At 67.8% G+C, this 16,881-nt stretch carries 17 protein-coding genes and 3 pseudogenes; 10 read left to right on the top strand and 10 right to left on the bottom strand.

Annotated features, from left to right (window positions below):
• Positions 1-19 precede the first annotated feature (19 nt).
• Positions 20-3,589, bottom strand: a complete 3,570-nt coding sequence (gene putP / locus ACFV1J_RS20065) for a sodium/proline symporter PutP (protein ID WP_385859925.1) — start codon at positions 3,587-3,589, stop codon at positions 20-22.
• A 277-nt stretch (positions 3,590-3,866) separates the two neighbouring features.
• Here putP and ACFV1J_RS20060 point away from each other — a divergent pair, with 277 nt between their 5' ends.
• The 3 genes and pseudogenes from ACFV1J_RS20060 (at position 3,867) to ACFV1J_RS20050 (ending at position 5,482) form a co-directional block, all read left to right on the top strand.
• The gene (locus ACFV1J_RS20060; protein WP_385859922.1) at positions 3,867-4,217 is read left to right on the top strand and encodes a WD40 repeat domain-containing protein; all 351 of its coding nucleotides are present in this window, start codon (positions 3,867-3,869) and stop codon (positions 4,215-4,217) included.
• Positions 4,218-4,266: 49 nt separating this feature from the next.
• Positions 4,267-4,479 (top strand): annotated as a pseudogene (locus ACFV1J_RS20055) (IS5/IS1182 family transposase); the annotation flags it as partial.
• Positions 4,480-4,894: 415 nt separating this feature from the next.
• On the top strand, positions 4,895-5,482 hold the full coding sequence (locus tag ACFV1J_RS20050; RefSeq protein WP_385859920.1) for an SMI1/KNR4 family protein: 588 nt from the start codon (positions 4,895-4,897) through the stop codon (positions 5,480-5,482).
• 329 nt (positions 5,483-5,811) lie between these two features.
• On the opposite strand, the gene ACFV1J_RS20045 is transcribed toward ACFV1J_RS20050, so the two are convergent.
• A complete protein-coding gene (locus ACFV1J_RS20045) occupies positions 5,812-5,889 on the bottom strand; it encodes a group II intron maturase-specific domain-containing protein (protein WP_385860009.1) in 78 nt (25 codons plus the stop codon).
• Positions 5,890-6,184: 295 nt separating this feature from the next.
• Between ACFV1J_RS20045 and ACFV1J_RS20040 the strand changes: the two genes are divergently transcribed.
• Together ACFV1J_RS20040 and ACFV1J_RS20035 are read left to right on the top strand one after the other, a co-directional pair.
• Positions 6,185-6,571 carry an SgcJ/EcaC family oxidoreductase gene (locus ACFV1J_RS20040; RefSeq protein WP_385859918.1) on the top strand — a complete coding sequence of 129 codons (387 nt, stop codon included), beginning with the start codon at positions 6,185-6,187 and terminating at the stop codon, positions 6,569-6,571.
• Positions 6,572-6,675: 104 nt separating this feature from the next.
• Complete coding sequence (locus ACFV1J_RS20035) at positions 6,676-7,200, top strand: IS5 family transposase (protein WP_385859916.1); 525 nt, start codon at positions 6,676-6,678, stop codon at positions 7,198-7,200.
• Between the two features lie 72 nt (positions 7,201-7,272).
• On the opposite strand, the gene ACFV1J_RS20030 is transcribed toward ACFV1J_RS20035, so the two are convergent.
• The 5 genes from ACFV1J_RS20030 to ACFV1J_RS20010 all read right to left on the bottom strand — a co-directional run bounded on the left by ACFV1J_RS20030 (position 7,273) and on the right by ACFV1J_RS20010 (position 9,926).
• Positions 7,273-7,704: an ASCH domain-containing protein gene (locus ACFV1J_RS20030; protein WP_385859914.1), complete on the bottom strand. Its 432-nt coding sequence runs from the start codon at positions 7,702-7,704 to the stop codon at positions 7,273-7,275.
• A 9-nt stretch (positions 7,705-7,713) separates the two neighbouring features.
• Positions 7,714-8,124: a GNAT family N-acetyltransferase gene (locus ACFV1J_RS20025; RefSeq protein ID WP_385859912.1), complete on the bottom strand. Its 411-nt coding sequence runs from the start codon at positions 8,122-8,124 to the stop codon at positions 7,714-7,716.
• A 302-nt stretch (positions 8,125-8,426) separates the two neighbouring features.
• Positions 8,427-8,825 (bottom strand): VOC family protein, encoded by a 399-nt coding sequence (locus ACFV1J_RS20020; protein WP_385859910.1) that lies wholly within the window; start codon positions 8,823-8,825, stop codon positions 8,427-8,429.
• Positions 8,822-9,322: a cupin domain-containing protein gene (locus ACFV1J_RS20015; RefSeq protein ID WP_385859907.1), complete on the bottom strand. Its 501-nt coding sequence runs from the start codon at positions 9,320-9,322 to the stop codon at positions 8,822-8,824. The genes ACFV1J_RS20020 and ACFV1J_RS20015 overlap by 4 nt, the downstream gene beginning before the upstream one ends.
• 97 nt (positions 9,323-9,419) lie before the next feature.
• Positions 9,420-9,926 (bottom strand): nuclear transport factor 2 family protein, encoded by a 507-nt coding sequence (locus ACFV1J_RS20010; protein ID WP_385859905.1) that lies wholly within the window; start codon positions 9,924-9,926, stop codon positions 9,420-9,422.
• 125 nt (positions 9,927-10,051) lie between these two features.
• Here ACFV1J_RS20010 and ACFV1J_RS20005 point away from each other — a divergent pair, with 125 nt between their 5' ends.
• Entirely contained in the window at positions 10,052-10,957 is a 906-nt protein-coding gene (locus ACFV1J_RS20005; protein ID WP_385859903.1) for a LysR family transcriptional regulator, read from the top strand.
• A gap of 139 nt (positions 10,958-11,096) precedes the next feature.
• Here ACFV1J_RS20005 and ACFV1J_RS20000 read toward each other — a convergent pair whose 3' ends face one another.
• Entirely contained in the window at positions 11,097-11,465 is a 369-nt protein-coding gene (locus tag ACFV1J_RS20000; protein WP_385859901.1) for a hypothetical protein, read from the bottom strand.
• Between the two features lie 196 nt (positions 11,466-11,661).
• Between ACFV1J_RS20000 and ACFV1J_RS19995 the strand changes: the two are divergent.
• Together ACFV1J_RS19995 and ACFV1J_RS19990 are read left to right on the top strand one after the other, a co-directional pair.
• Positions 11,662-12,060, top strand: a pseudogene (locus tag ACFV1J_RS19995) (IS5 family transposase); the annotation flags it as partial.
• Between the two features lie 62 nt (positions 12,061-12,122).
• Positions 12,123-12,356, top strand: a pseudogene (locus tag ACFV1J_RS19990) (ABC-three component system protein); the annotation flags it as partial.
• 73 nt (positions 12,357-12,429) lie between these two features.
• On the opposite strand, the gene ACFV1J_RS19985 reads toward ACFV1J_RS19990, so the two are convergent.
• The gene (locus ACFV1J_RS19985; protein WP_385859899.1) at positions 12,430-13,188 is read right to left on the bottom strand and encodes an alpha/beta hydrolase family protein; all 759 of its coding nucleotides are present in this window, start codon (positions 13,186-13,188) and stop codon (positions 12,430-12,432) included.
• A 122-nt stretch (positions 13,189-13,310) separates the two neighbouring features.
• The gene (locus ACFV1J_RS19980) at positions 13,311-14,855 is read right to left on the bottom strand and encodes an FMN-binding glutamate synthase family protein (protein WP_385859897.1); all 1,545 of its coding nucleotides are present in this window, start codon (positions 14,853-14,855) and stop codon (positions 13,311-13,313) included.
• Between the two features lie 741 nt (positions 14,856-15,596).
• Here ACFV1J_RS19980 and ACFV1J_RS19975 point away from each other — a divergent pair.
• Both ACFV1J_RS19975 and ACFV1J_RS19970 read left to right on the top strand, forming a co-directional pair.
• On the top strand, positions 15,597-15,851 hold the full coding sequence (locus tag ACFV1J_RS19975; protein ID WP_385859895.1) for a hypothetical protein: 255 nt from the start codon (positions 15,597-15,599) through the stop codon (positions 15,849-15,851).
• Between the two features lie 264 nt (positions 15,852-16,115).
• Positions 16,116-16,826, top strand: a complete 711-nt coding sequence (locus ACFV1J_RS19970) for a peptidylprolyl isomerase (protein WP_385859893.1) — start codon at positions 16,116-16,118, stop codon at positions 16,824-16,826.
• The last annotated feature ends 55 nt before the right edge of the window (positions 16,827-16,881 follow it).

Here is a 16,881-nt window from a genome sequence, read left to right as displayed (position 1 = left end):
CAGGCAAGGTGGGACCCGCTCACCACCGGGCACTCATTTCGGCGGGAATGTCCTGCTCTGTCCAGATGATCTTGCCCGTTGTCGTGAAACGGGTGCCCCATCGCCGGGCGAGTTGGGCCACGATCAGTAGGCCCCGTCCTCCCTCGTCGGTGGTCCGGGCATGGCGCAGGCGCGGCGAAGTGCTGCTGGTGTCGGAGATCTCGCAGATCAGGCCGCGGTCCCGGATCAGGCGCAGACTCACCGGTCCGGTCGCATGGCGGATGGCGTTGGTGACCAGCTCACTGACGATGAGCTCCGTGGTGAACGTCAGGTCGTCCATGCCCCACTCCGCCAACTGCCGGCCGACGAGGCTGCGGGCGTTGGCCACGGCCGCCGGGTCACTGGGCAGATTCCATGACATGACCCGGTCCGGAGCCAGGACGCGGGTCCGGGCGAGGAGCAGGGCCGCGTCGTCGGACGGCGGACCCGTCAGCAGGGAGCCGACCACACCCAGGCCCATCTCCTCCAGCGTCCGCCTGGGCACCACGAGGGCGTCGCCCAGTCGGGAGAGCCCGATGTCGAGATCCCGGTCGAAGGTCTCGATGAGACCGTCGGTGTAGAGGGCGATGAGGCTGCCTTCGGCCAGCTCCAGTTCGGCGGACTCGAAGGGGAGGTACCCGAGGCCGAGTGGTGGCCCGGCGGGCAGGTCGAGCACGTGGGCGGTGCCGTCGGCGCCGACGATCACGGGTGGGAGGTGACCGGCCCGGGCCAGTGTGAACCGCCTGCTGACCGGGTCGTACACAGCGTACAGACAGGTGGCACCCATGAAGCCGGCACCCGCGGTCTCCTCCTCGGCCTCCGCCGGCCCCATGAGGCCGATGACCAAGTCGTCCAGATGAGCCAGCAGTTCATCCGGGGGGAGGTCCAGATTGGCGAGCGTGCGTACGGCGGTGCGCAGACGTCCCATGGTCGCTGCCGCGTTCATTCCGTGTCCGACGACGTCCCCGACGACCAGCGCAACCCGGGCGCCGGAAAGGGGAATCACGTCGAACCAGTCTCCGCCCACACCGCTGGGGGCATCCGCCGGGAGGTACCACGACGCCACCTCCAGAGCGGACTCTCCCCTGAGCTCCTGCGGCAGCAGATAACGCTGCATGGAGCGGGCCGCTGTGCGCTCGCGGGTGAAGCGGCGCGCGTTGTCGACGCAGACCGCCGCGCGGGAGACGAGTTCCTCGGCGAGACGCACGTCGTCGTCCTCGAAGGGACCCTGACGCCGGGAGCGGGCGAACGTCGCCACGCCAAGGGTGACGCCGCGTGCCCGCACCGGAACCACCATCAGCGAGCGGAAGTCGAACTCGCGGATGGAGGCGCCCAGTGACTGGTCTTCGGTCATCCAGGCGCTGGTGGAGAGGTCCAGGGTCCGTTCCACGAGAGTCCTGCTTTCCAGCAGGCAGCGGGTCACGGGCGACGAGGGAGCGCGCCGGACCGTTTCGCCCACGGCAAGAGACGCCTCCGGACAGCCCTCGCGCACCGACTGCTGCCCGGCTCGGCGGATGACGGGCGTCATGCCGACCGGTCCGGGAGCCGGCTCCTCGCCCCGCATGACCGAGTCCAGCAGGTCAACGGCGACGAACTCGGCGACGGACGGTACGGCCTCGTCTGCCAGTTCCTGCGCGGTCCGCGTTACTTCCAGTGTGCTGCCGATGCGGGCACCGGCGTCGTTCAGCAGAGCCAGGCGTTCCTGGGCCCGCCAGCGCTCGGTGACGTCGATGACCATGTACCAGATGCCCACGTACCGGCCTTGGCGGTCCTTCATGGCGAAGAAGGAGGCGGAGGAGGCGCGTGTGCGGTCGGGATCGGCGTAGCTGGGGCGGCGGAACTCGTAGTCCAGCACCGGGTACCCGGTCCGCAGAACCTGGCGCATCCGCTCCTCGAAGGCTTCCGCCTCGGCCCTCGGCAGTACGTCCCCCACCTGCCGCCCCAGTCGTTGTTCGAGGGGGATCAGGCGCTCCAAAGGCTCGTTCACCCAGACGTAGCGCAGATCCGTGTCCAGGACGGCCATGCCGACCGGTGCATGGGTGAGGAACGGCGTGAGCATCAGCTGGCTCATCCCGCCTCCCGGCATCCGCCAGAAGGCCCGTTTCGGTGGCTGGCCGACGAAACGGCCGAAGACCAGTGCGGCGACCGTGGCGACCAGTACACCCGGGACCATTTCGTAGATGTCTGATTCGAGTGGACCGAGCAGCGCATTGATCTTTTTCCAGAAGAGCACCGTGGTCGCGCCCGACACGATCCCGGCCATGGCTCCCGCCCAGGTCATCCGTGGCCAGTACAGCGAGAGGAGGATGACCGGCCCGAAGGCAGCCCCGAAGCCCGCCCAGGCGTAGGCGACGATGCCCAGCAGCCCGCCGCCGTTGAGCGCGATCATGAAGGCCACGAGGATCACCGCGACGACGGCGCCGCGGCCGACCCACACCAGCACCCTGTCCGGGGCACGCCGGTTGAGGAACGCGCGGTAGAAGTCCTCCGTGAGTGCGACGGACGACACGAGAAGCTGGCTGTCCGCGGTCGACATGATCGCGGCCAGTACGGCGATCAGCATCACCCCGGCGATCCAGGGATTGAGCAGGATGCGGCTGAGGACGATGTAGACCGCCTCGGGGTCGTGGAGCGGCGTGCCGAGCCGCCCGATTCCCGCGAGGCCGACGAGTGTGGCGCCGGCGAGTACGACGACGACCCACCCGGTTTCGATACGGCGGGCCGCGGGGATTGCCCGGATGCTGCGGATGCCCATGAAGCGGGCCAGGATGTGTGGCTGACCGAAGTAGCCGAGGCCCCAGGCGAGCAGCGAAGTGATCGCGACGGCGCCGAGCGACCCGCCTGCCGACCACTGCCCGTCGGCGTAGTTGACCTCTGTCGCCATGTCCAGCAGGCCCGGCGCCTTCTTGTGCAGGGCATCGGCCAGTTCCCGGAAGCCTCCGAGGGCCCCGATGCCGGTCAGGGGGACCACGAGCAGGGCGAGGAATATCAGCGTCGCCTGCACCACGTGCGTCAGGCTCACGGCGAGGAAGCCACCCAGGCTCGCGTAGATGACTATCACCAGGGCCATCAGGGTCACCCCGAGCCCGAAACGGACGTCGAAGACATGCTCGAACAGCAACCCGCCGGCCACCAGACCACTGGCAACGTAGACGGTGAAGAACACGAGGGTGACCACCGCCGAGACCATCCTGAGCATCCGGGTGCCGTCCTCGAACCGCTCCTCCAGGTAGGCCGACAGGCTCAAGGCGTTCTCGGCGCGCTCGGTGTAGGTCCGCAGCCTCGGCGCGACGAACCGCCAGTTGAGGTAGGTGCCGATCGCCAGGCCGACCGCGATCCAACTGGCGCCGATGCCGGCCGCGTACACCGCTCCGGGAAACGCGAGAAACAGCCAGCCGGACATGTCACTGGCCCCTGCGGACAGGGCGGCGACCAACGCGCTGAGCCTGCGGCTCCCCAGGGCGAAATCGGCGAAGGTGTGAGTGCGGGTATATGCCCAGACACCTACTCCGATCATGGTGACCGCGTACACGAGGAACGTGATCACGATCGGCGCACTCAAATCGAACATATTCTCCTCGCCTGCGAGGTTCATAAGCACCCGGGTACGACCAGAGGCGCGCCTGGCGGCCCGGCCCACCCTGGCGGGTAAATGTACCGATTTGGGTAGTCAGGCGGTGGCTGCCACCTCGACGCCGGTGCCGAACGGCCTATACGTGCCACAGCCGGGCGCAACGCTGCAGAAGGGTGCAGCTCTGCAGTTGTCGCCGTCGGACCGGGTTGGACACCACGGACCGGCCATGGGTCGGGGTGGAGCCTGGGCACCAGCCGCCATGCGTTGATCGTGGATGTCGTGGACGTCGTTGTCTGTCAGCGCATGGGCACACTGCACCCACAGCGGAGGGAACCATGGGGGATCGCGCGGCGGCTCAAGCAGCCGAACGGAGACGCGGGCGAGCGTGGGACGCAGCGCGGGTCGCTCGGCTGGTAGCCGGTGTGCGGGAAGGGCTCGCCCTGGTGCCATCAGCGGCAGCGAAAAGGTAAGGCTGTTGGATGTGGCGACTGGGTGGCCGATGAGGCCCCTGACTGATCTGAGCGCTTCCGTCTGGTCGGTGGCATTCAGTCGGGACGGCCGTACTCTCGTCGCCGGGAGCGGCGCGGACAAGAGGGTGCGGCTGTGGGACCCAGCCACGGGATGAATCCGCAAGACGCTCGTCGACCCCAGCGGAAGCGTCAATGCGGTGGCGATCAGTACGGGTGTCCTTGCCTGGTCGTCACCGCAACCTGCCCGCCGGTCAGCAGGCCGTCAGCATCGCCCATGCCCGCATCCGCGCCGTCGGCGAGCAAGCCGTGGTGCCGCCCTGAAGGGCTGGCGCCTCCTGCGAAAACTCCGCTGCGGCAGCACCCGCATCATCCGCCCTCATATGGGCCGTCCTCGCCTTTCATCTCACGCCAGCTTGAGTCTGGAAAGGCTCATCGACATCGGCGCCCCCGAGTGCCCTTGCCTGACCGGCACTTGCGGTTCAGGGCGGCAAGCATCTCGATGATGTTGTGCCTGCTGGCCACAGGCAGGTCGTGTGCGGAGTTTGCCCGAGAAGTATGGTCTGGCAGCGATCCCGCTGATCGGCAGCAGCGAGCGGTCCAAGATCACGAACGTGAGGTGACTTGCGGCCCGCAGGTGTCGGCGAGGCTGGGTGTGAACGCGGCTTCTTCCCTGGGCCTCAGGAGTTGTCGAAGGCCACGTCAACCGGATCACGAGGCTCAAGCGCCAGGTGTTCGCCGTGCCGGCTTCCAGCTCCTGCGGAAGCGAGTCCTACTCGCAGGATGATCTCTGCGTCGCACGATAGATTGCGGGCGACACGAGAGAAGAGCCCGCATGGACTCCCGCATCCCGCGGCTGCGACGCAAGCTGGCACGCATCCCCTACACGCCCAACCGAAGCCACTCCTTCGGCGAGGAGCGGCACGAATTTCGCCTCGGCCCCCGCCTGCCCCAAGCTCGGGCAGACGCCTTTGAAGCCGAGCACGACGTGGAACTCCCAAAGCCCTATCGGGACTTCCTCGCGAACATGGGCGGCAGCGGTGCGTCCCCGTACTACGGACTGATCCCGCTGGAGAGCTGCACCCTCTTCACGATGAACCCCGGTGGTACCCGCACCGGTCCAAGAGGATTCAGCCGGGCCTACCGCCCCACACGCGACGGTCACCTCTTCCTGCACGTCATCGAACGTGGCTGCAGCGATCTCGTCCTCATAGGCGTAACCGGCCCTCTCACCGGGCGCATGCTCATCGGCAACGCCGACGGCTTCTGGGGCCCGAACGTCTCCTCAGCCCCGGATTTCCTCGCATGGTACGAACGATGGCTCGACCACATGGCCGCCGGACTGGACAACCGAGCCCTGGAACTCACCTCACCCCGACTCCAGGCTCATCCACATTGGTACCGTCTCGCTTCGAAGATCTGACTACTAGTGATCACTCTGCTGGGTAGGCCCGGAGAGCGCTGCCGGGATTGCTCCCGGTCCGTTTCTCGGACCTCTCGTTGAACCCGCCGTGCGCCTTTCAGCGCCACCGGCTCTCCACGGTCTCTGCCCGGCAGACGGGGCCCACAGGCTGCCATGGGTTGGGACTCGTGCTCGCCCGGTATCGGTAGCGGCCCACCGGACCGAGGAGATCGGGAACAACTCGATCCCGTCCGCCGCGATCAGTAGGCACCACCCACTGAGGGGGGTGAACCGGTGGCGGACGTCGCCCAACTCCAGCGGGACGCGCCCCGCAACATGCGGAACAGGCGTCACTGCACGAAGGCGTCAAGTTTCGAGAAGACATGCTCGGCGACTGCGTGCCTGAAGTGGTTGGCCCAACCGCGCACAACCTGAGTGAATCTTCTCAGCACGGTGGCAAGGTCCTGCTGCGATGCCCTGCCGCCGCGGCGATTCCGGCGGTCCGCGAGCAGACACCAGGTTGCCCGCGGGCCGGCTAAGAACTCCTAACGCAACGGTGTAGCCGTGTCTTTGAGGTGGGTGCATCGGTTGTCTTTGTGTGAGTAGTCGGAATCCTCAACCGTGTCTGGTGAGCGATGAGTTGTGGTGACGGATCGAGCCTTTCCCCCATTTCCATGCCTGTCGACGAGATGCTCGCCGGGATGGCACGTGCCTGGAACACGGGTGACGGGGCCAGCCTGGGCTGCGCACTTCGCGGAGGACGCGGACTTCGTCGACGTGGTGGGTCGCGTCCAGCGCGGCCGGGACGTGATTGCCACGGAACATCAGAAAATCTTCGACACCGTCTACCAGGGCAGCCGTCTAGCGATCCGATGCCTCGACAGCCGCCAACTCGCGGACGGACTCCTGCTCATACACACCGTCTCGACCCTGCGGGTTCCCGAAGGGCCGCGAGCGGGGGAGTGGCATGCGATCCAGACGAAGATCGTGCGGGACGGAGAGATCCTGGCGTTCCACAACACCGGGCGGATGGACCTGGCGGACTTCGTGGGAGACGACGAGGATTTGGCTCGTCAGTCTCCGCAGGAGTGGCGGCGGCAGGACTCCTAGACGAGTAAGTCCGAAGTCTTCGGGTGCATGAAGCGAGGGTCTCGTTGGTTCGTTTGTGACGACAAACCTCAAGGCCCTCGCGACAGCACTGTCCGTGAAGATCGATGGGCCCCGGCGGCGTGCTGGTGCGCGCGGGCGCTCGAAGATCCGCTTCCACATGCCGCTCGCGCGGCGGACTGAGCACCAAGCTGCACCTTGCGGTCGAGCAGGGACAGAAGCCTCTGTCCCTGCTCGTGACCGCCGGGCAGAGGCACGACAGCCCGCAGTTCCAGCCCGTGCTGGAGGGCATCCGGGTGCCCCGTATTGGCCCGGGCCGAGCCCGCACCAAGCCGGACAAGGTCCGTGCCGATAAGGCCTACGGCTCTCGCGCGAACCGCGCCTACCTGCACAGACGAGGTATCGCGTGCACCATTCCGGAGAAGGCTGACCAGGTCCGCAACCGCAAGAAGCTCGGCTCCCGAGGCGGCCGACCGCCCCAGTTCAACAAGGCCGACTACACAGAGCGCCACGCGGTGGAATGCGGCATCAACCGGCCGAAGCGCCACCGAGCCGTCGCCACGCGATATGACAAGCTCGCCGTCCGCTACGAGGCAACCGTACTGGTCGCAGCCATCAACGAGTGGCTATGACCAGCAGCCGTCCCAGCACCCACAGGGCCTGTCCGGTTGATCCTTCCGGACTCCCATCGAGTCGGACCCGGGTCACGGACCACCCGAGTCGTCGGGCTCGACCACTCGGAAGCGTTCTGCAACGACAAGAGTGTCGTCATCAATGACCGGGGTGCGTCCCAGGTACTCGCTCACGCCATCGCTCCGGAAGAACTCTTCGTGCGCTGACCGCCACTCCGCCACGTCGGAGTAGCCGCGTCCCTCGGCTCGCGCGAAGTCGTCGTCGATCTCCTTCATGGGAACGACGCGCACGTCGACGAGTTCGATCGTGACGGCCGGACGACCTTCGGAATCAAGCACCCAGAATCGCTGTCCGGTCACCGGTACTGCCTCGCCGGCGTGTTCGTAGATCTCCAGGAGACCCGTGAGCGCGGTCTTCTGACCGCTCAGGATCGCCGCCACCCCACGGTCACGTTCCGGACCCGGGAAGGCGAGTTCAAGGGTCGGAAGGTCGTCATGTCCCATCGAGCGAGGTTATGAAGCCCGGCCGCGTTGATCAAGGGCCACCGCTCCGCTCGCCCCCGAATCCACAGCAAGCACTTTCACCACACGCCCTAGCGTCAGCACGCCCAGTGCGCTGACGCGGGAGAGCGCCTCGGCGAGCAGGAGGCGGCCGATGCCCTGGTGCTGGTAGTCAGGGTGAACGGCGACGGTGTCGATGGTCGCCAGCTGGTCCTTGACGGTGATGTCGATGATCCCAGTGACTGTCCCGCATTCGTCGCCGGCGACCAGCCCGAAGCCGGGAGCGAGGATCTCGGGCCTGGCCTTCAGGACATCGTCGAAGTAGGCGCTCCCCAAGAAGGAGAGCACCCGGCACCGCAGCCAGGAAGTCTCGTCCGCAGGGCGGTACTCACGTATGACGTGGTGCAAAACGGTGATCCTCAATGTGCGTGGCGTAGTCCTGATGGCGGTGGTCGCGACGTTGAGAGATCACAGCGGGGATTCTGCCCACTGTCCTGCTCGCCGGCAATCGGATGTGCTGATCACTTGGGCGGTCCCGGATGACGCTACGTCACCGGGACCAGACCCCGCTGATCGTCCTCACGGAATTTGTGCCAGATCCCAAAACTCAGCGCCATCCCTCTCCCGTGAACGAGGGTGCTCTCGCCGCTGAGCAGCAGGCGCTCTCGTCATTCACGAACAAAGCCAGGGGGCCGTCTACCTGATCGAGTGCCTGCTCATGCAGCTCAGGCCCAGGTGCGGGAGCACAACACCAGGCGGTAGCCGTCCGGGTCGGTGATCGTCACACCGTGCTCGTCCCAGTACGGGTTGTGCGCCGGAACGCGGGTACCGCCGGCCGCGACCAGGCGGTCGATCAGGGCCTCGTCCGCCGGCTTGCCGAGGTAGACGACGAACAGGTCGTCCACCGTCGGGGTCGGCTCCAGCGGCCGCTCCGGATCGTGCGTCAGCTCGAAATGCCAGGCGGCACCGGGCGGGCCGACCATCAGCAGGTCGTGCTCGCCCGGCATGCGCTCGGTCGTGCGCCACAGGACGGCCAGGCCGAGGCCGTCCACGTAGAAGCGTTCGGCGGCGGCGAGGTCCCGCGAGGGCCGGGCCACCCGGACCGGGACGGTGGAGTTGATCACGCCGAGACCTCCAGGGCAGCCCGCCAGACGGGGCTGTCGACGTAGTGGTTGTCGAACCGCTCCGCGGAGGCGGCGATCTCCTTCGCGTCGGCCTCGTCACGCATCACCCGGCCGAGCAGGCGCAGGTAGTCGAACCGGTCCATGCCCGGCGTGAACACGAACAGCACGTCCGCCTCACAGCCCGGCGCCGCGGCGAAGGCGTGCGGGGTGTGGGGCGGCACGGCCAGGAAGTCGCCTGCCTCCAGGACGGTGACTTCCTCACCCACCAGTACCTGGAGGGACCCGCTGATCACGAAGAACAGCTCCGTCGCCTTGGTGTGGAAGTGGGCGGGTGCCCCCACCGCGCCCTTGGCGAACGTGGACCGGTAGCTGGTGAAGCCGTCTGCGGTGCTGTCCGAGTCGGCGAGCAGCGTCATCACACTGCTGGGGTCGGCACAGGTCTCCGCCTCGGCGTGACGGGTCAGTACCGGCCGTCCGCCGGTCACTGTGATCTTCATGTCGTGTCCTTCCTGGTCCAGGGTGGGGAGTTGTGCAGGGAGTCGAGCGGGCCATGAGGTCTCCGGGTCAGGAGGCCCTTGTGCGGTGGGGCGGGCGTCAACCGAAGATCGCGGTGGGGTCGCCGGTGTACCAGGCGTTGTCGATGCGAAGCCGACGGATGACCCAGCGGTCGCCGTCGCGGACCAGGTCGACGTCGTAGGGGTTCTTCAGCAGCGCGTGGGTGGCGGGGTCGGCGATGAGCAGGTGCTGGGCCTCCATCAGGGCCGTGAGCCGGGCGTTGTCGCCATCGATGGTGATCCGCGTGTTGGTGATCTGGTGTGTGGTGTCCACCCGGCCGGTGAACATGTCCAGAATGGTGGTGACGATGGTGTCGCGCCCGGACATCAGCGGCGGCTTGGCTCCCCACTTGGAGGCGGCCGGGCGGAAGTCCAGCTCGGCGTCAGTGGCGAAGGCCGAGGCGAACAGCTCCTTGTCCTTCAGGTCCTGGCCCAGGCCGAAGCGGTAGAGCGTGTCGGTGATCTCCGCCCGGTCCCTGAGTTCTGCGACGGCCGCGGCGGTGTCGTGCGCGGGGGCGGTCAGGGCGCGGTCGCGGGTGACGTACATGATGTTCTCCTGTGCAGGTGAGGTGGCCTTTCCACGCCTCTGATCCTGCTGCGGTCCGGACGGGGCATCAATGCGCACCTGTGCAACGACCGTGAAGCCTCGATTAACGATGGGAGGGTGCCGGGATGCTGGAGCGGCACGAGCTGGAGGCGTTCCTGATGCTCGCCGAGGAGCTGCACTTCGGCCGCACCGCCGAGCGGCTGCACGTCTCCACTGCCCGGGTCAGCCAGACCATCGCCAAACTGGAGCGCCGCATCGGCGTCCCGTTGTTCAACCGCACCAGCCGCCGGGTGGAGCTGTCCCTGACGGGGCGGCAGCTGTATGAAGAGATACGCCCCGCCTGGGCCCGGATCACCGACGCGTTCGAGCGGGCCGTCGACGCCGGGAGGGGTCTGACCGGGCTGTTGCGGGTCGCCTTCACCGGGCCGGCGGCGGGCCAGCTGTTGGTCGGGGCCAAGCAGGCGTTCCGCACCCGGCACCCCGACTGCGAGGTCCAGATCAAAGAGGCGCACCTGCCGCAAGTCCTGCCGTGGCTGCGCAGCGGCGAGGTGGACATCGCGCTGACCTGCTATCCGATGCACGAAGAGGGCATCGTCATGGGGCCGGTCCTGGTGCGGGAGGCACGCATGCTCGCCGTGCCTGCAGGGCATCCGTTCGCCCGCCGGGAGACCGTCTCCGTGGAAGATCTGGCTCGCGTGACCGTGCTGCGGATTCCCGAGACGCTGCCGGAATCCCTGCGCGAGGACCGGGCGCCGCGCCGGACCCCCGCCGGGAGACCGATCGCGCTCGGTCCGTCGGCCATGACGTTCAACGAGACGCTGACGCTCGTGGGTGCCGGTGAGGGGGTCTTCGTCGTCGGCGCCCACACAAGGCGCTACTTCGCCCGCCCGGATGTCGTCTATGTCCCCTTCGAGGACGCCGCTCCGGTGGACTGGGGCTTGGTATGGCCTGCCGACGGTGCGACGGCGCGCGTTCTTGCCTTCAGCGAGGCAGCGCTCAACCTGGTGCAGGCACCTGCACCGAACCCCTGACCGTCACCGACGGGCCGGACGCCATCGAACAGGGCCCGCCAGTCGGCGTCGGCTGTGCCGGTCGGCGGCCGGTCCTGAACCGGCCGCGACGGCTTTCAGGGCGCCGCACTCGTGCCGGTCCCTACGCGGGTGTGCTGCGTCAGACGGGCAGGAACACGGCGAGTTGCTCCCACTGCCGTACGGACGGGGAGTCGGGTGTGGTGGTCACAAGTTGGAGGCTGACGTGGTCGGCACCGGCGTCGGAATGCTCTTGGACGCGGTGGGCGATGTCCGCGGCACTGCCGTGGGCCACCAGTGCGTCGACCAGCCGGTCGTCGAGCGCGTCCGGGTTTGCGTGTCCATGTCCTCGTAGCAGGTCGCGGCGGTTCGGCAGGGCGGCCGCGGCTGTGGTGCGGGCCAGGTCGGCGGTGTCCGCGTGGTCGTGGCTGAGCAGGCAGAGCTGTGTGATGGCCAACAGGCCGTCGTCTCCGAGGACGGTCCTGGCTGCTCGGGTGTACTCAACGGGCATGCATGCATGGAGAAGGTGGGTTCATGCCGCCGTCTCGCCACTGGGATGCTTCCTACGGGTTTCCTTCAGGGGCGTAAGACATTGCTCAAGAGGCTCTGTCCGCGGTTTCCATCCGTCGCGGCTTCGGCCTTCCTTCCGCCTAGGACTTGTCCGGCCGATCATGTGACGATTCCCCAATCGTGCCGTTGATGTGGGCATGGGGCGGGGTGATCTGACGGATGCCGAGTGGGGACGGCTGCAGCCGTTCCTGTCGGTCAGCAACAGGCGTTGTGGCAGGTGGCGCGATCACAGGCAGGTGATCGACGGGATTCTGCACCGGATGCGGACCGGCGTTCGGTGGCGTGATCCACCTGAATGGTTCGGCCCATGGAAGGCCGTCTATGAACGCCATCGCCTGTGGTCGGCCGACGGAACCTGGGAACGCCTGCTCCAGCAGGTTCAAGCCGAGGCGGACGCGGCCGGGGAGGCCGCCTGGGACATCTCGGTCGACTCCACCATCGTGCGGGCACATCAGCACGCGGCCGGCGCCCGCACCGAACCACCGCCGGCGCCCACCTCAAAGGGGGGCCGCAGCGGCAGAACACCAGGACGAAACGCCGTGGCAGAGCCTGCTCACCCCCTGGTGGAGGTGGTGCAGGAGACGGCGTCGAGGACGACACTCCGGCGGCCGACCGCACGGCCATCGGCAAGCGCGTCTTGGACGACACGATGCACAAGGTGGCCGATAAACCAGCCCGCCCTGGCAGCGTCACCAAAGGATGGCTCGGCCGCGGCACTATGCACAGTCTTGCCGGCCGGGCAGACCAGGCGGCGGAAGCCGATGAGTCCGTGGGCCGACACCCCGAGTACACCGACTTGTGCCAGGACCGTCACGAGACACGAGAGCGGTGATCATGGCCACCGTCCGCCGCGTGCCTGAAGCGAGAGCGAGCACTTAACCACCTGAGATGTCTCCTGCGGGCCGTTACCCGGGGATGTACTGATCGGCCCAGGCGCTGATGATGTGGGCGGCTCGCTGTGCTTGTCCCCGGGCGGTCAGGAGGTGGTCTGCTCCTTCGAGCGAGACGAAGCTTCGCGGATGTCGTGCCTCGCGGAAGATCTCGCCGGCGTTGTCGATGTCCACGGTGTTGTCGGTCGGCGAATGCAGGACGAGTAGCGGCAGGTCCAACTCGCCGATCCGGTCCCGCAGGTGAGCACGGCGGACGTCTTCGACGAAGGCGCGCTTGAGGACCAGGGTCCTCCCGCCGACGAACCACTCGTGCGACCCTTCATCGAGCACGCGATCCACGACCGCGTCGTACTGTCGCTCGACGTGGCTGGGATCGACCGGCGCCCCGATTGTGGCGACCGCGCGGACGCCGGTCGCCTCGGCCGCCGCGGCGAGGACGGCGGCGCCTCCCCATGAGTGCCCCACCAGCAGGTCCGCCGGGGTCCCTCGCTCCGCCATCATGGCTGCGGCACGGATCGTGTCCTGGACCTTGACGGTGAAGGAACCGTCCCCCCAGTCGCCGTCGGAGTCCCCGATCCCGAGGTTGTCGAAGCGCAGCATGCCGATCCCCTCGCGTGCCAGCTGCTTGCTGACACGCGACGCGGCTGGCGAGCCCTTGCCGAGCGTGAATCCGTGCACGAAGATCCCCCAGCCGCGGATCTCGCCGTCCGGCAGGTCGATCACTCCGGCCAGTTCAGGGCCGACGACGCTCGGGAATCGCACTTTTTCGCTCATGTTGTGATCACCTAGGCAGGGGCTGTTCGTGGAGCAGGGAAGACAAGGGTGCCACCGGCCGGCGGCACGCGCGCGCTCAGGGCAGGGGAGCAGCGGGCGCGGTGCCTGCCGTGATCGGCGCGTCAGGCGGTCGGCTTCTGGTCGGAGGACTGCCCGGCGGTGAGCAGTGCGGTGATCTCGTCGGCGAGGTGCGGGCCGAGCTCGCCCCAGCCGTCCTTGTAGCCGTAGACGCCGGCCAGGGTGCGCGCCTCGTAGTCGCCGTTCATGATCTCGATGTCCGTGGCCGTGATGAGCGCCGGGTGGGCGACGCCGACGGCCGCCGAGACCTTCAGCAGCTCCTTGCGGAGGGTGCGCAGGTAGACGGCGGCCCGGGTGGCCTTCGAGGAGGGGTCGAGGCCGCGGGCCAGCCACGGGCTCTGGGTGGCGATGCCGGTGGGGCACTTGTCGGTGTGGCACTTCTGGGCCTGGATGCAGCCGATCGACAGCATCGCCTCACGGGCCACGTTGATCATGTCGGCACCCAGAGCGAAGGCGACCGCGGCGTTCTCGGGCAGGCCGAGCTTGCCGGAGGCGATGAAGGTCAGGTCGTCGGTCAGCCCTCGCTCGGCGAAGACGCCGTAGACCCGGGAGAAGCCCATCCGGAAGGGCAGCGACACCGAGTCGGAGAAGGTGAGCGGCGCCGCCCCGGTGCCGCCCTCGCCGCCGTCGATGGTCACGAAGTCGACACCACGGTCACCACGCGCCATCAGCGTGGCCAGCTCCTGCCAGAACTCCATCTCTCCGACCGCGCTCTTGATCCCGACCGGCAGGCCGGTCTCGGCGGCGATCAGCTCGACGAAGTCGAGCATCGAGTCGACGTCGCCGAACGCGGTGTGCCGCGACGGGGAAGCGCAGTCCTCGCCGAGCGGGATGCCGCGGATCTCGGCGATTTCCGGGGTCACCTTCGCGCCCGGCAGCATTCCCCCCAGCCCGGGCTTGGCACCTTGGGAGAGCTTGATCTCTATCGCCTTGACCGGAGCGCCGGCGACCACATCCTTGAGCTTGCCGATGCTGAAGCTGCCGTTCTCGTTGCGGCAGCCGAAGTAGGACGTACCGATCTGAAGGACGAGATCGCCGCCGTTGCGGTGGTACGGCGAGAGACCGCCCTCACCCGTGTTGTGCAGGGTGCCCGCCAGCGCCGCCCCCTTGTTGAGCGCCGTGATCGCCGCGCCGGAGAGCGATCCGAAGCTCATCGCCGAGATGTTCACCACGCTCGCCGGTCGGAACGCCTTGGCGCGCCCGCGCGGCCCGCCCAGCACCTTGGCCGACGGCAGTGGGGCCTGCGGGTCGTGCACGTCGGGCAGCGTGCCGGCAAACGTGCGCTGCTTCAGGTAGGCGTGCCCCTGCGTGTGCTCGACGTCGTTGTCGGTTCCGAACCCGAAGTAATTGTTCTCCCCCTTCGCCGACGCGTAGATCCAGGTGCGCTGGTCACGACTGAACGGGCGCTCCTCGTCGTTGGAGGTCACTATGTACTGCCGCAGCTCCGGCCCGATCGTCTCCAACAAGTACCGGGCGTGCCCGAGCACGGGGAAGTTCCGGAGCAATGCGTGCTTCTTCTGGACAAGGTCACGAACAGCCACCAGCGCCAATGCTGTTGCGGTGGCCGTGGCGATGCTCCGGACGCGCATGAACTTTCCTCTCTCGATGCTCGACTCCATGCCATGCGGTGGAGTCGTCGTGCCGGGCGTTGGGCGGCGGGCACGATCCAGCGGGCGTCAGCGTCCGTCGGAGAACGCCCGATGATATTAGGGGCTCGCCCGGATAGGTACGGGGGTCAGGGTCGCGGGTGGGGTGGTCTTCCCAGTGGTGGGTCCGGATTCCCGGTGACCGAGCCGTTGCCCGTCACATTCCGTGGCGGGGAAACGCAGCGGGCCACCCCACGCCGGGAGGTTTCTGATGGGCGACAGTCTGGAGTGGATCGGAGCGCACGCCTACGGTGGGACGTCCGCGTACGGGACGTCGGGCGGGATCTCGTTGACCGCAGTGCACCGGATGCCCGTCGCGGATGTGCTGCTTCAGCTCGGCGCTACCCACGTCAGATGTCCGCGGCCGTCCCCTACCGGGACTTCGACCAAAGCGACGGGGCGCCCTGCATGTACGGGACCTTCGGTGACTGGTCCTACGTCCTGAAAGGACCGTGGCCGGTGCACCTGGGCAGAGTGACTGGCACGACGGGGGTAACCGGGTCGACCTCGGGCCGAGGAACAGCTGATCTGCCTGAACGCGAACACTGCCGTCAACCCAGCTATCTCGCGGGGCCCCCGTTCACCTCCGCTCGAGCGAACATCCGTGAGTCGACCCTGGGAGGGCTCGACACCGCGGCACGCAAGGGAAAGCACGGCGGCCGGCCCCCGGTCATCACCGACGACATGCTCCACACCGTGCTCCGGCGCCGCGCGGGCGGCGCGTCCGACGAGCAGATCCAGCCCGACCTGATCATTCCCACCGGCAAGCGCAAGGGCCAGCCCCCCTCGGTGGCGAGCATCTATCGGGCGCTGACCGAGCACGCCAAGCGCGAGGCGCACCCCGAAGCCGTCGAACAGGCCCACGCCGACTTCACTTCCCTCCAGGTCGGCGAAGTCCCCGGACCCCGCCCCGCTACCCCTGACCGGGCGTCACGCTGATTTCAGAGTGCTACTCGTCACTTCGCCGTAGCTTCGGGAGGACAGGGCTGGTTCGGGGAGCATCCGTGGTGCACCGGGTGGACGCCCTGATCGGCCAGCCGGCGCTTGCCGCATCCGAACGAAGTGGCCTGCGGCCGCGGGCCGAAGGCTGGGAGGCGGATGTGGCTTGCGGACGGGTCCTCACCCGCCGGGCCGCACTTTAGACTGCGACCGCTCCGAAATCTGACGATCTTTTGGAGGGTGTGCAGGATGAACCGAGCTCTCATGACCGCATTGGCGACAGCAGCGTTGGTCGTGTCCGGGGGCAGCACTACCGCCTCCGCTTCCGATGCCACGCCGCGAACCACGCACGGTCCTTGCCAGTACACCCAGACCCCGGACGAGCCGGCGGCGCGGCCGGTTCCCCTGCCGCCCGATCCGCGGCACACCCCCAGTCACGGCACGGTCGGTATGGCTGTCCGGACCAGCCAGGGCTCGCTCCCGCTGCGTCTGGACCGGGCGAAGGCGCCGTGCACGGTCCAGAGCTTCGTGCACCTGGCGCGGCACCGGTTCTACGACCGTACGGTGTGCCATCGGCTGACGGCGTATCCGACGCTGAAGGTCCTGCAGTGTGGCGACCCGACCAGCACTGGCGAGGGTGGGCCGGGGTACAAGTACAAAGACGAGCTGCCGGTGGACCTGCCGCCGGCACCGAGCGATCCGACCGGCGTCCGTCGCCTTTACGGGCGCGGCTTGCTGGCGATGGCCAACGCCGGGCCGAACACGAACGGTTCGCAATTCTTCGTCGTCTACGGCGACTCCGCGCTCCGACCGAACTACACGGTGTTTGGCACCGTCGGTGGCGCCGGCCTGAAGACGCTCGACAAGATCGCTGCTGGCGGAATCGAGCCAACTTCGCAGGACCCGGCGCCTGTCGACGGCATGCCCGTGCTGCGGACCGAGCTGCTCAGCGTCCGGCCGTCCTGCCGGCCCTGATGAACTGTGGTGCGGTCACCGTGGGTCCAGCTATGGCGCTGGATCGCCGACCTGC

It is taken from the genome of Streptomyces sp. NPDC059649 (genome assembly GCF_042734445.1).
GTDB lineage: Bacteria > Actinomycetota > Actinomycetes > Streptomycetales > Streptomycetaceae > Streptomyces.
This window is presented reverse-complemented; position numbering and strand designations above follow the sequence as displayed.